General features: G+C 31.4%; 12 protein-coding genes. 1 reads left to right on the top strand and 11 read right to left on the bottom strand.

Annotated features, from left to right (window positions below; all coding sequences use genetic code 11):
- Nucleotides 1-206 precede the first annotated feature (206 nt).
- Nucleotides 207-1,016, bottom strand: a complete 810-nt coding sequence (locus ACE025_RS05350) for an aldo/keto reductase family protein (RefSeq protein WP_485938204.1) — start codon at nt 1,014-1,016, stop codon at nt 207-209.
- Nucleotides 1,017-1,247: 231 nt separating this feature from the next.
- Between ACE025_RS05350 and ACE025_RS05345 the strand changes: the two genes are divergently transcribed.
- Entirely contained in the window at nt 1,248-2,186 is a 939-nt protein-coding gene (locus tag ACE025_RS05345) for an AraC family transcriptional regulator (protein ID WP_485938202.1), read from the top strand.
- Nucleotides 2,187-2,293: 107 nt separating this feature from the next.
- Here ACE025_RS05345 and ACE025_RS05340 read toward each other — a convergent pair whose 3' ends face one another.
- The 10 genes from ACE025_RS05340 to ACE025_RS05295 form a co-directional block, all read right to left on the bottom strand.
- The gene (locus tag ACE025_RS05340) at nt 2,294-3,277 is read right to left on the bottom strand and encodes a zinc-binding dehydrogenase (protein WP_485938200.1); all 984 of its coding nucleotides are present in this window, start codon (nt 3,275-3,277) and stop codon (nt 2,294-2,296) included.
- A gap of 596 nt (nt 3,278-3,873) precedes the next feature.
- Nucleotides 3,874-4,626 (bottom strand): SDR family NAD(P)-dependent oxidoreductase, encoded by a 753-nt coding sequence (locus ACE025_RS05335; RefSeq protein WP_485938198.1) that lies wholly within the window; start codon nt 4,624-4,626, stop codon nt 3,874-3,876.
- A gap of 594 nt (nt 4,627-5,220) precedes the next feature.
- Nucleotides 5,221-6,672 (bottom strand): glycoside hydrolase family 1 protein, encoded by a 1,452-nt coding sequence (locus tag ACE025_RS05330; RefSeq protein ID WP_485938196.1) that lies wholly within the window; start codon nt 6,670-6,672, stop codon nt 5,221-5,223.
- A gap of 64 nt (nt 6,673-6,736) precedes the next feature.
- Nucleotides 6,737-8,023, bottom strand: a complete 1,287-nt coding sequence (locus ACE025_RS05325; RefSeq protein ID WP_485938194.1) for a PTS sugar transporter subunit IIC — start codon at nt 8,021-8,023, stop codon at nt 6,737-6,739.
- 20 nt (nt 8,024-8,043) lie between these two features.
- Entirely contained in the window at nt 8,044-8,349 is a 306-nt protein-coding gene (locus ACE025_RS05320) for a PTS sugar transporter subunit IIB (RefSeq protein ID WP_485938192.1), read from the bottom strand.
- A 3-nt stretch (nt 8,350-8,352) separates the two neighbouring features.
- Complete coding sequence (locus tag ACE025_RS05315) at nt 8,353-8,685, bottom strand: PTS lactose/cellobiose transporter subunit IIA (protein WP_485938190.1); 333 nt, start codon at nt 8,683-8,685, stop codon at nt 8,353-8,355.
- 133 nt (nt 8,686-8,818) lie between these two features.
- Nucleotides 8,819-10,723, bottom strand: a complete 1,905-nt coding sequence (locus ACE025_RS05310) for a BglG family transcription antiterminator (protein ID WP_485938188.1) — start codon at nt 10,721-10,723, stop codon at nt 8,819-8,821.
- Between the two features lie 290 nt (nt 10,724-11,013).
- On the bottom strand, nt 11,014-11,577 hold the full coding sequence (locus ACE025_RS05305) for a recombinase family protein (RefSeq protein ID WP_485938186.1): 564 nt from the start codon (nt 11,575-11,577) through the stop codon (nt 11,014-11,016).
- 367 nt (nt 11,578-11,944) lie between these two features.
- Nucleotides 11,945-12,400 (bottom strand): hypothetical protein, encoded by a 456-nt coding sequence (locus tag ACE025_RS05300; protein ID WP_485938184.1) that lies wholly within the window; start codon nt 12,398-12,400, stop codon nt 11,945-11,947.
- A 1-nt stretch (nt 12,401) separates the two neighbouring features.
- Nucleotides 12,402-13,052, bottom strand: coding sequence for a S1 family peptidase (locus tag ACE025_RS05295; protein ID WP_485938182.1), 651 nt, complete (start codon nt 13,050-13,052; stop codon nt 12,402-12,404).
- Nucleotides 13,053-13,356 lie beyond the last annotated feature (304 nt).

The raw sequence follows: 13,356 nt of genomic DNA, 5'->3' as shown, positions 1-13,356 counted from the left end.
TTTTATTTGTTAAGTATAGGTTGTATTATTGTGCAAATTTTTGGGAAATTTCGTGTCCTTGTAATATATTTGCATCTATTAATAAATCAATCAATTTTTAAAAAAGACTGGACTAGTCCAATTTGTATTTAAATCAAAAGGCTCGAGGTTTCTCCACTCCGTAATTGTTTAACTTTTTAGTATCAGTTTAAAACAGTCTTTCTTTTTTACAATTGTTCGATTTTTTGTTTTTCCTGATTGCTCAATGTGAAATCAAAAATCTGTAAGTTTTGCTTTTGCCTCTCTGTACTGTGTGATTTAGGTATAACCCCAACACCTCTAGAAATATGATAATTTAATAATACTTGTGCCCAAGTTTTTCCATAATTATTGCCTATCATCTCCAATACTTTTTTATGATCATTTGAAACACTAGCTAGTGGTGACCATATAACAGGAAGGATATTGTTAGTTAGTGAAAAGTCAATCAATTTTTCATTCCAATTCCCAATAGACGACGGTAGTTGAATAACAGCTGGAGATATGTCAGCATGTTTTGAAAGATAGGATAGTTGTGTTTGATCAAAATTTGAAACACCAATTGATTTAAAGATACCGTTATTTACATGATCTTCAAGAATTTCCCAAACAGAATAAACATCTTTCATTTCTCCCCACGGGTAATGCAGATAATACAAATCAATATAATCTACTTGTAAATTAACTAAACTAGATCGTATACTCTGTTTTACGCTTTCTTCTGAACTGACATAAGGAGTCTCACCTGGTAGTTTTGAAGTGATGAAAAAATTTTCTCGGGCTGAACTACTATCTTTAATCCCGCTTCCAACAATCGTTTCATTACCATAAATTAAAGCAGAATCAAAGTGGCGATAACCATTTTTAATCGCATTTTTCATAGGTGATAAATCATTCGTCAAAGCTCCAAAGTATTCTTGATTTTTTTTTCCAAAGGTGTTCGTTCCACTACCAATTATAGGTATCTTAATTCCTGTGTTTAATGTTTTTAATTCCAATTTTACAATGCTCCTTCTCTAATATCGTAACTAAATAAATTGCCTCGGAAACTATTTCAAGTTTCTTGCAATTTATAATTCCGTGAAATAAACAATATTTATTTGAATATTAGTTTTATGTTAAAATAGCTCTAATACCTTTGTATCTTATAAAATATCAAAATTAAACGTTTACCAATTTGTGGATTTTCATGATTTATACAGTATAGTAAGGAGGATTTTTAATTTTATATGAATAAAAAATATAGTAATTGTGGCAAACCAATTAATTTGCCTGATAGATATGAAGCAAAGATAGAAGACTTCATTAACTACAAGTCACCCCTTGTAGTTTTTACACATTATCTTAATAACGCTATCCCTAGTCATACTCATAATTTTTTTGAATTAATTTATATTAGGAATGGAGTTCACAAATTCAAAGTAGATAATACATTAATCACTCTTAATGCAAATGATATATGTATACTAAATAGAAAAGCAGTTCATTCAATAGAATATTCAAAAATCCCAAATAACCAAGAAATTTATTACCTATTGATACATCCAGATTACTTTCAAGATATTTTCTTTCAATTTGCTTTTTTAAACAGTAATAGTTATTTTTATAAATTCTTAATAGAATCTCAGTTAAATGATTATACTCATCAAAATTATATAATTTTACGAAATAACGAAGAGGCTCTATTTACTAATTTGATTGAGAGTCTTATTAATGAATTTTTTTCTGAAAATCTTTATAAAGAAAAAATGGTTAACCTATTGCTTTCTTCTTTAATGATAGACATTTCAAGAAACTATTCAAAATTTGATGAACTAAATCAAATACAATCAAAGGATAATTTTCATGAAACTCAAGCGGAAACTATTATTCGATATATATATAGTAAGTCACAAACAGTTACTTTAAAAGATTTAGCAACTCATTTTAATTATAATGAGTTTTACCTTTCTTCCTTGATAAAAAGATATACTGGAAATACATTTACTACTATATTACAATCTATCCGTTTCCAAAAGATATGCGCACAACTTATTGAAAGTGATTTACCCATTTATCAAATCATATCAGACAACGGCTATACTAATAAATCCTGGTTCACAAAAAAATTTAAAGAGTATTTCAATAAAACTCCTTTAGAGTTTCGAATATCCTATAAAAAAAACTAAAGAGCAAAATGTTATGCTCTTTAGTTTTTTTATTAGGTTTAAAAAATCTAGAAAGTTTGTTTTATATACTATACATTCCATCAGAAATTAATTTTTCTATAATATCCTTAAAGTTTTGCCACAACTTTCCCTGTAATTTGTCCTTTTTTTATTTCTTTTAACTTTTGAGGGACATCTTTTAATTCAATCAAATCAATAAATGGTGGGACTATCTCATTATTGCTTAGTAGTTCAACAAAGTGATTTCCTAGAGATTGTATTGATTTTTGAATTTCTACATTCTCATGACTGAGTGCTACACCAAGTGCAATTTCGTGAACTGATAGTTCCTTTTCGTAAAAGTTTATTTTAGAAAAATCTGGAAACCCTGCGGTGACTGCTATTTCTCCATCAAATGCTAAAATATTTAAATCCTTTGTTGCACCTTTCGATCCAATGGTACTTAATATATAATTTACACCATGACCATTCGTATAGTTTTCTATAATACCGTATACATCTTCATTTTGAAAATCTATTGCTAAATCCGCGCCGAGATTCAAAACATATTCTTTATCTCGTCCCAAACATGTTGTTATTACTTTTAATCCCCGACGTTTAGCCAATTGGATTGCATAACTTCCAACTCCACCTGCACCCCCATGAATTAAAATAGTCTTTCCTGAAATAGGTCTTAATTTATGTTCTATTACTTTATAAGCTGTAAAACCAGCACCAGGTGAGGCAGCAGCTACTTCAAAACTGATATTATCAGGTATTTTTACTAAATGATTTGATTTGGTTACAGCATACTCCGCAAAACCGCCATTCTTGTTATTTACGTCCCTAAGATAAAAAACTCGATCTCCTTTTTCAAAACCCGTAACATCGCTTCCAATTTCATCTACGATTCCAGCAATATCCAATCCTAAAACCGTTATATGGTCAGGATCTAGTTCCTTTAGAAATTCTATCGTCTGGAAGTCTGATGGATTTAATCCTACAGCCTTTACATTGACGCGAACTTCATCTGAACATATATCAGGTAAAGAAATTTCAGATACTTCAAATCCGTCAATAGTACCCGGTTTTTTGACAATTAATGCTTTCATTATTACGCCCTACTTTCTTTTATAATAATTTCATCATAGCAAATATACTGTTATTACATGAATATCAACTAATTAGGTCTCAAGTAACACTTGATTTGTTTATTTTATTTGTAAGTATTTAAATTTATTGAAGAAAACAATTATCTCTTTGCCTTCCTCTAACTCTTTATGTTTTCATTTTATGGATTCGCTTAAGCTCTAGTTTTTAGCTAATTAAGTAATATCATTTCTTAATATTAATCGTAAAGTGACTATTGTTTGATTATTTATAAATGCTGCCTACTATAATATATATACCTATAAAATAATCAAAAATGTAATATTCTCTTTATTTTCAAGTGATTTAAGAAATTATTTTATGTACGATTTCACTATTTAAAGTGCTATTACATATAAACTCGTTCTATTTTAGCAACACCTACTATGCCGAGTTTATTTCTACTTTAGAATTAAAAGACTATCTGATATATTCTGCTATAATTCATATCCATAAAATATATTTCTAAATACAAATCTTATCAAATAAATACTTCAATATTAAAGTATTTATTTGATAAGATTTATCTATTATTACATATTAATCTTTTGCGAGGTACCTAACGGACCATTGCTGATCCTCCATTTACAGCAAGTTGTTGCCCAGTCATATACTTTGACTCATCAGAAGCTAAAAAACATAAGACAGGGGCAATATCTTCCTTCGGATCCCCTAAATATCCTAAAGGAAATTCATTTTTCATATTCTGTTGAATTTGTTCTTTAAGCTCAGATGTCAAAGTTTTCCCCTGCAAAACTGTTTTTTCAAATAAAGGGGTCCATGCTGCAGGTAAAACTGTATTTGCTCTGATTTTATATTTCCCCCACTCATAAGCAATTTTAGATGTAAAAGAAGCTACCGCAGCTTTAGATGCTGAATAATGGGCACTATCAGGACCTGGATGAAATGCTGCTTGTGATCCAAAGTTAATAATTGAACCTCCATTTTCTTTTAAAAATTCAAATGCTGCAATGTTAGCAAACATCACGCCCTTAACATTGACCTGTAAAATCTTATCAATTTCTTGTTCTGACATTTCCTCTGCTGCAGTAAAATAATTGATTCCTGCTATACAAAACAAACTATCCAAACCACCTAAATATTTTACTGATTCTTTTATTGCGTTATTAATATTATCCCTATCAGTTACATCCCCAATGATAAACTTAACATTTTTTAAGTCATTTTTAGTTGGTACATTTAAGTCAATAACAGCTACTTTGGCTCCCTCTTCAATAAACGCTGATACAGCAGCTGCTCCCATTCCACTACAACCACCAGTCACAATTATTCTTTTTCCTTCTAACCTCATCAGTAATCACCCTTTTGTTTTATGTATAATGAATATAGTCTAAATAAAATATTTTCTTCATTTCACTTAATTGTTAATAAAAGAGCAAACGTAAGTAAAAAATATAATTTCATACATTTTAACAATAATGTATGAAATTATAGATAACAAATACTTATACACTTAGTAACAATTTATTTGATAAATATCCTTAAAAAAACACTTGTATTACTGATCCTAGAGACTAGAGAAATCTTTCAAATTTATTTATTAAATAAGGAAGTAAAAATGTTATTATTTCACAATTATCTTAGCAGACATTACATTGCACAAGTACAGAATTCAAAGTATGAAATAGAACCTTTTGAGAAAATCATATAGATTAATAAAATATCTACCATATAAATCAGTAAAAATTAGCTTCGCTCAGAAACTCTTCTAATGATTCCTCTTTAGTTTTAATGTCTTAAAGTCCATAAATGCGAGTACAACAATATGGATATAAAGCGATACAATTATTACCAATATTTGTACGATGTTTATATTATGCCAATTGTACAATTAGTTAGATAAAAAAAGAGAAGTCTCTCCTAATTGAGAAACTTCTCTTTTTTATCACACCTTTACTTCATCAAGTTTTTCACCATTTGTTGCAATCACTTGCTTATACCATTCAAAACTTTTCTTCTTTCTGCGTTCCAATGTTCCATTCCCATCATTGTCTTTATCAACATAAATAAATCCATAACGTTTTTTCATCTCTCCAGAAGATACACTGACGAGGTCAATACATCCCCATGAAGTATAACCCATAAGATCAACTCCATCTTTTATAGCTTCTTTCATTTGAATAATATGGTCTCTGAGATAATCGATTCGATAATCATCTTGGATAGAACCATCTTTTTCAATTTTATCCACAGCACCTAAACCATTTTCGACAATCATTACTGGAATTTGATATCTATCATAAACTTCATTCAAAGTATAACGTAACCCTTTAGGATCTACTTGCCACCCCCATTCTGTTGTTTCCAGATAAGGATTTTTTATCCCTCCCATAAGATTGCCTCGCACCGTATCTCCTTGTGGCTGGCTACTTACCAGTAAAGACATGTAATAACTAAAGGAGTAAAAATCTACAGTTCCTTCTTTTAAAATTTCTTCATCTTCTGGAAGCATGTCTATTTCAATCCCATGATCTTTTAAATAACGTTTGCTATATCCAGGATAATAGCCTCTTACTTGGACATCAGAACTAAACATATTATTCATTTGTGTAGTTTGTTGTGTTAATAAAATATCATCTGGACTACTAGTGTGAGGATAGTTACATAAATATGCAATCATACAGCCTATTTTAAAATTAGGATTAATGGAATGTCCTAATTTCACCGCTTTTGCGCTTGCAATGAATTGGTGGTGCAACGCTTGAAAACGCATTTGAGCATTATCTGCCTTTTCTGAAGAAAAATCTATCGATTCCATGTTTCCAGCTAGAGCCCCAGCTCCGGAAAAAAGCGTTCCTGGAATCGTTAAGACATTGATCTCGTTAAAGGTTAACCAATATTTTACCTTGTCTTTGTAACGAGTAAAAATCGTTTCACAGTATCGAATATAGCAGTCAATGACTTCTCGACTAACCCATCCATTATATTTTTTAGTTAAACCAAAAGGTGTTTCATAATGAGAAATTGTTACAAAGGGCTCAATATTATATTTTTTCAATTCATCGAAAACATTATCATAGAATTTTAAGCCAGCTTCATTCGGTTTCGTTTCATCTCCGTTTGGGAAAATCCGACTCCAATTAATTGACATTCGAAATGTTTTAAACCCCATTTCTGCAAATAATTTAATATCTTCTTTATAGCGGCCATAAAAATCAATAGCTTCATGGCTAGGGTAATACGCTCCTTCTTCTAAAATAGGAGTAATGCGTCTGCTTTGGTCATGTGTACCTCCTGTCATCAGATCTGCTGTGCTAGGTCCTTTCCCATCTTTATTCCAAGCTCCTTCTACTTGATTAGCTGCAGTAGCTCCACCCCATAAAAATTCTTTTTTCATTTAAAATATTCTCCTTTTCGGTTTAAATTTTGCTTTCTTATTCTTATTTTTGATTGTTAATCTATCAAACAACCGCTTTATCCTCTATTACTGCAGCATTTTCTTGTATATACTCTTGATTATCTGCCTTTTTGAAGAATGGAAGATAGATCACATAGCTTAAAATTACTAAAAATAGTTGGAATAGGGCAACTCTCCACCCACCTTCAATAAATCCATTGACGAACAAGGGGGTCCCCATAGGAGCAATTCCTCTCAATGGTGGAAGAAATCCCATATAAGTAGCAACAATCGAGAGTGCACTTCCTATTAAAGGCGCTCCAATAAATGGTAACAATAGTGTTGTATTTAATACCATTGGTAAACCAAAAATAAGTGGTTCATTTATCCCAAATAAACTAGGAATAAACGTTAATTTCCCTAAAGTTTTGTATCTTGCTGATTTTGATCGTAACATTGCAATTGCCAATCCTATTGTGGCTCCGGTCCCCCCTGCAGCCGCATAAATCATAAGCGAGGCTGACGGAACAATTAGATTTGGCAACTCCATTCCACTTTGAAAAGCGGTCATATTTTCTATTTGCAAAGGAGTCCAAATTGCTCCCATAACTGAGTAAACCACTAGAGGCCCATGTACTCCTAAGAAAAAGAAGACACTTGTTGCAATAACGCAAATTAGAAAAGCCAACCAACTACCACCTAAAGCTGTTAATGGAGTTTGAACAATTGTAAAAACAAATTGATGAATAGACATAAATGAAGTACTTGAAAAAATTCCGCGAATAGTCAACATAATTAAGATTATTATCAAAGAAGGTATAATTGCCGCAAAAGATTTTTCTATGGTCGGCGGTACACCTTTAGGCATTTTGATATAAATCTCTTTATCTAAAACCAATGCATACACTCTAGCAGCAATAACTGCAACGATCATAGAAACAAAAAGCCCTGGTGCTCCTAACCATTGTAAGCTGATTCCCATTGTTTGGTCTTCCATCAATCCCATAGGTGTTACAATGAGAAATGACATAACAGCAATAATTCCAGCAGCAAAACCACTTTTCTTGAACGATTCAGCAAGACCATATGCAATTGAAAACACAACATAAATAGATATAACATTCGTTGTGACTTGAGCAGGTATAGATGTTAACGTTTTCAGTCCTGTGTTTACTAAAAAATCTTGGTAGACTTGCCAATTCAGTGAATCTACTAACGAAAAAATAGCTCCACCTATCAGAACTGGCATGATAGCTGCTAGTCCATTAGATATGCTCGACATATATTTATTTTTTTGAATTACTCCTGATACTTTTTGTAATTGATTACGGAAATTTTGTGCATTTTCCATGTTTTTTCCTCCTTTTTACTTTATGTACTCATCAGTTCTATTGCAGTTAATAAAACCTTTTCCCCGTCCATCATGCCATAATCCATCATATCAATAACAGTTACTGGAACAGTCTTACCGACTTTATCTTGTACATCTTCTTCAGCATATCCCATTTGAGGCCCTAGCATAATAACATCAGCAGGTAAATAGCTTTCTAATGAACCTTCACCACATGCATCAATGGATATAAGTATATCCTTTTGTTTTGCTGCTTCTTTCATTTTTTCAACAAGCATACTTGTTGAGAATCCTCCTGCACATACTAATAGAATCTTTTTTACCATCTTTTATAACTCCTTCATTTTTTCTTCTAGTTCAGCTCTTTTTTTACTTTCTTCTATTATTTCACTCGCTAACTCTTTGACTGTAATTGCGTTCATTAGGTGATCTTGAGCATGAATGATCAATAAAGTAATTTCGGTTTTTTCACCGCGGATTTCGCTTTGAATCAGTTGTGTTTGGGTGAGGTGTGCTTTAGCAATATTTTTCGCTGCTCTTTTCATTAAAACTTCTGCTTCTTCCCATTGCCCATTCCTAGCCAGCTTTATTGCCTTTAAAGATGAACTTCTTGCATCTCCGCCATTCACAATGATATTCATAATATTTTCTTCACTTGACATACTTTTCCTCCTTGTAAGATATAATTAGAAAACTTTTTTCAACTTTAAATTCCTGATTTCAGTTTTTTATGATAATTATTTAGTTCTATTTTGAATGTTTCAGAACAATAAATTTTATAAACTACCTATCCTCTTAATTATTCAGAATTCGATCAAGTTCTAACTTAAAATGTTGAAAACTATTTGCATTTATTAATACCTTTAGTGCTTGTTCATTTTCCATTAAAAATAGCAATAACTTACTTATTTCTTTGTGTAGGAATAAATATCCTGGTTGTAAATTAATTAGAAATACAATTTTCACTTCTCTTCCTTTATATTCAGAAGGTTTTTCTAATATTGCTACACTTATAGAATTTTTTATTGCATTCAAAGTTAAAGCATGTGGTCCTGCAATACCTCTTTCATAAATTGTCGAAAATTTACTTTCCCTCTTTAAGACTTCGTCTTCAAAATTCTTTGGAGCATATCCTTTTTTTATCACATCTTTTGAGAGTTCTTGTAATATTTTTTTGTAATCAGTAGTATTCGTTTTATAATATAATTCTTCAAAAAAGATGTTTTTTAGCTCAGTCTTTTTTTGTCCGCTATAAAAAACAATGCGTTCTCTTATTTGACCAATGTCTTTTTCACTAAGCCACTGTGTGATTTGAAATACTGGAACATTCTCTATCTTATTTTCTAGTGGAATTGTTGTCAAAATTAAATCCGGTGATTCATTCTTAAATCGTTCTAATTCAAAACTAGACGATGTAAAAATAATTGCATTAGGAAAAATATTTTCCAATTTTAACTTCAGCAATTGTGAGCTGCCTCCACCTGTCGAACAAACTACCACTATTCTCTTAAAATTAGCCATCTTACTCTGTTTAATTCGTTCAAAATGAGCAGCGAAATGTAACGATAAGTACCCTATTTCATCTCGTGATATTGTAAATCCTTGGTCTTCTTCTACCAACTCACTAAACCGAATAGAAAGTAAAAATACATTTGTATATTTTTTATAAATGTCGTCAATAATTGGATTATTCAATAAGAAATTGTTATACATTCTATTGAGTAATGGGTACATGTGCAATAGCAAAGATTCGTGTAACTCTTTGTCAGAAGTTAATTCTGTTAAAAATTCTTCATCGATTTTATATAAAATCAACAGGATTCTCTCCATCAATTCTTGACTTTCATTTTTCTTTAGATTACTAACAGTTGACTTACCAGATACATGAGCAGCTAATAAATTAATTTCAGATATGGGCAGCTGTATCGCGTAATGTCTTTCTATCCATCTCGATATTTTACGTGCGAACTCATAATAGACTGGCTTTAGTTTTACAGTATTGTGATCTTCCGAAATAATATTTTGGTTTTGTACTCGATATAATAAAATAATTATATGATTGACTACGTTCTCAAATGCAACATCTGACATTTTCAAATTCTGTTCTATCAAGCTCTCTTTCAGAACTGTTCTTAGGCCCTCACTATCAAACTGCCGTACGAAACGATAATATTCTTGTGCCGGTTCGAAGAAAAAATCGGAACCTAAAACATATTTTGAAAATACTTTACGGTAATCAGATTCTTTTCCGATAATTCTTATTCCATAATGTGCCTTTCTCTGAAGCTCAAGATTTTCTTGATTTAATATCTCCTCTACTTTTTTAAAATCTCGAATAATAGTTGCTCGACTCAAACTTAATTTCTCAGCGATTTCTTCATAAGTGAAAACTTTTTTTGCTTGAAGAATATTAAATAGAATCAACCGGATGCGATCTTCCATATTGTATAAATCAACGTCAGATTCATCTATTCTCTCAATAAAATTTTCAAATAACTTCACCTTAGAAATATTTAAAAAATATCCTTTACCCTTGATAAGTTTAATTTTAAATCCGTATTTTTCACCTTCTTGATTCGTTTCCCGAATTAGGCGCCTAATATAACTTTCTGATAAATTCATCTCCTTTATCAATAAAGATTTTGATACAATTTCACCTGGTCTGCTCAAAAAAATATTAATCAAGATGTTTGTCTTCATATCTTTATCTCCTTACATTGCTATAGTAGCATTCTATATGCTCTTTAAAAATAATCAAATGTATCATTCCAACTGATACATTTGATTATTTTTATTCGCTCTTTAATTTAAAAAAAGTAATTTAATACACAATCACTTTTTTTTAAATATACAATTCCACCTCTGTATTTGTAGTAGGGCGCAATTTTTGTTAAGCTTCCCTCTATGATACTTCTGCCAACTTATATATTGAATATGGATATTCCTTTACTAACTTTCCTTGCACTGCTTCTAGCCTATCCTATTTATCTTTATTTTATTCGCAAATCTCTCTTTTTTTTATGACGTGTTAAAGTACTTTTACTAATTCCCATCATTTTTTCTACTTCTGTATAAGAATTACTCTCGAGAAGTTTCATCGCCAGATCAATTTGCTGTTGAGAATACTTTTCAGGTCGTCCTTCCCTAAAATTTGGACGTTGTCTAGCAATCTCTTTCCCTTCTTGTGTTCTTTCCACAATCAAATCACGCTCAAAATCCGCGAATGCACTAAAAATAGTGAAGATTAACCGCCCAGTGGAAGTGTTCTCAATTACTCCCAAGTTTAATACATTAATCTTAACTCCTTTTTCGAAGAGTAGTTTAATCGTGCTTAAAGCGTCTTGAGTACTACGAGCGAAACGATCTAGTTTTGTTACAACCAATGTATCTCCAGATTGAATTTTTTGTAGTAACTTCTGAAATTCAGGACGATCTTTTTTCGTGCCGGTAATCTTTTCAAAATAAATCTGGTCACAATTCTCTTCTTCCAATTGACGCATCTGTCCTTCTAAATCCTGATGACGAGTACTCACCCGTGCATACCCATATTTCATGTTTTTACGCCCTCTTTCCTATCTCTTTTTTGACCATAAGTTATGACAACGTCGTATGTATTGATTTTACTGGGTTTTAAAATCGCAGTCAATACTCTTAAGTTTTGGTTATGTTTTGGTTTCATTAGTAGTAGAAATAAACAACCCTAAAGCTGATTCACAATAGAAATCCACTTTAGGGTTGTTTATATTTGATTATAGTAAGCTCCGTTATAATAGCTATTCCACTAGTGATTCATAAATAAGATTTTTTACTGAGCGTATATCGAATGAGATAACAATATTTGTCATTCATTGAGAATAAAAAAACTTAACTGAATATTTTCTTACCTTATTTTACCACTGAGCATCATGGAGTAATCTTGTGTTAATTTTTGCTTTGGTAATGGGACATCTCACAATATGCATTAACTCCTATTTTCCCTGCTAGGGAAAGGAGAATAACAATTACAGGGGCAATTACAACTGCCGAGGCTCCAATTTGTGAGCCGATTGCAGTCGAGATTGAGGATACAATAAATGTTTTTATACCGTCATGAACATTTATTTGAGTTTTAATTTCATTTCTTTGCTCGTCATATTTGGGATTGCCACAGATAAAATTTGTGAATTCAATTTTTACATAATCAAAATAGCTCTTTTTAGAATTATCGGCACTAAAAGGAGAAGTAGTCTTAAATGAAGAGTCAATCCAGTTTTGTGCAACATCTTCTTCAGGCAATTTTAAAAGTAAAGGAATCAGAGATTGCTGTTGATAATCGGGTAGTGAGGAGAGCCACTCATCTTTTGTAGTATTTTGAATAATTTCCTGCAGTGAATCCATTTCAATACATCCCTTCAAGATAATGTGCTGAGACTGCGTGTGTTGTCTGGTTTAAACTTTGGGGATCGATACCACCTAAACTGATTCCTGCTTCATTAGTAGGTACATACGCTCCTACTAATAAGGCTATGACCTTACCAGTAGACATATCAAGTATAGGCCCTCCAGATTGGCCGGGCCTAGCCTGTATATTTATGACAATATGTTTAGAAGGTAAAGATCCATTTTCTAATAGTATTTTAGCGCCTACAATTGTCTCTTGTTGAGTTAAAACAACTCTGCCATGTTCAGAATGAGGATATCCGAAAATCGCTACCATTTTACCAGGAGAAATTTCATCAGTACTCCCTATTTGAAAACCATTTATCTTGAATTCCTCTGATTTAAAAACAATTAAATCAAGTAATGGATTAGCGGCTACTATAGAAACCCCACTGAAACGAAATTTTGGATTTACAGTATTTTGATACCCGTTCTGAAATTGATCATTTAGACAAATAACTATATCGTTATCTGAACCATTGAAATTATGGGCTACAGTGGCAAAATAACCCGGCTTACCTAGGGCGAAACATGTCCCTATAGGCATTAACTGATTATCTTTTACTTTTGCTATAATAAACACTTTGTCCATAATCTGATTAAAATGCATAATAGTCTTTCACACTCCTATAATACTTTTTATAATAAACTTCTACACTAATTCAAAAATCTCACAATATTTATTATACACTTATAAACCACATAAATAACACATTAGAATTAACATTTTACAATTGTCTGATTTGGGCACACCCTAATAAGACATATAAAAAAGAATCAATGAAATTAATATCTTTCGCATTAACTTCATTTATAAAAAACAAACAGTAGATTTTCAAATAAATTATATGGTATAATTAACTAAATTAGTAAAAGTAGGAGCACCCTTACCTTTTAAGTAGGGAACGATAAAG

The sequence above is a fragment of the Desemzia sp. AGC72 genome, assembly GCF_057334175.1.
This window is presented reverse-complemented; position numbering and strand designations above follow the sequence as displayed.

What these genes read in the sequence shown, in the direction of transcription:
- ACE025_RS05345 (WP_485938202.1), top strand. Translation starts at nt 1,248, where the DNA reads ATGAATAAAAAATATAGTAATTGTGGCAAACCAATTAATTTGCCTGAT.
- ACE025_RS05340 (WP_485938200.1), bottom strand. Translation starts at nt 3,277, where the DNA reads ATGAAAGCATTAATTGTCAAAAAACCGGGTACTATTGACGGATTTGAA.
- ACE025_RS05335 (WP_485938198.1), bottom strand. Translation starts at nt 4,626, where the DNA reads ATGAGGTTAGAAGGAAAAAGAATAATTGTGACTGGTGGTTGTAGTGGA.
- ACE025_RS05330 (WP_485938196.1), bottom strand. Translation starts at nt 6,672, where the DNA reads ATGAAAAAAGAATTTTTATGGGGTGGAGCTACTGCAGCTAATCAAGTA.
- ACE025_RS05325 (WP_485938194.1), bottom strand. Translation starts at nt 8,023, where the DNA reads ATGGAAAATGCACAAAATTTCCGTAATCAATTACAAAAAGTATCAGGA.
- ACE025_RS05320 (WP_485938192.1), bottom strand. Translation starts at nt 8,349, where the DNA reads ATGGTAAAAAAGATTCTATTAGTATGTGCAGGAGGATTCTCAACAAGT.
- ACE025_RS05315 (WP_485938190.1), bottom strand. Translation starts at nt 8,685, where the DNA reads ATGTCAAGTGAAGAAAATATTATGAATATCATTGTGAATGGCGGAGAT.
- ACE025_RS05310 (WP_485938188.1), bottom strand. Translation starts at nt 10,723, where the DNA reads ATGAAGACAAACATCTTGATTAATATTTTTTTGAGCAGACCAGGTGAA.
- ACE025_RS05305 (WP_485938186.1), bottom strand. Translation starts at nt 11,577, where the DNA reads ATGAAATATGGGTATGCACGGGTGAGTACTCGTCATCAGGATTTAGAA.
- ACE025_RS05300 (WP_485938184.1), bottom strand. Translation starts at nt 12,400, where the DNA reads ATGGATTCACTGCAGGAAATTATTCAAAATACTACAAAAGATGAGTGG.
- ACE025_RS05295 (WP_485938182.1), bottom strand. Translation starts at nt 13,052, where the DNA reads ATGCATTTTAATCAGATTATGGACAAAGTGTTTATTATAGCAAAAGTA.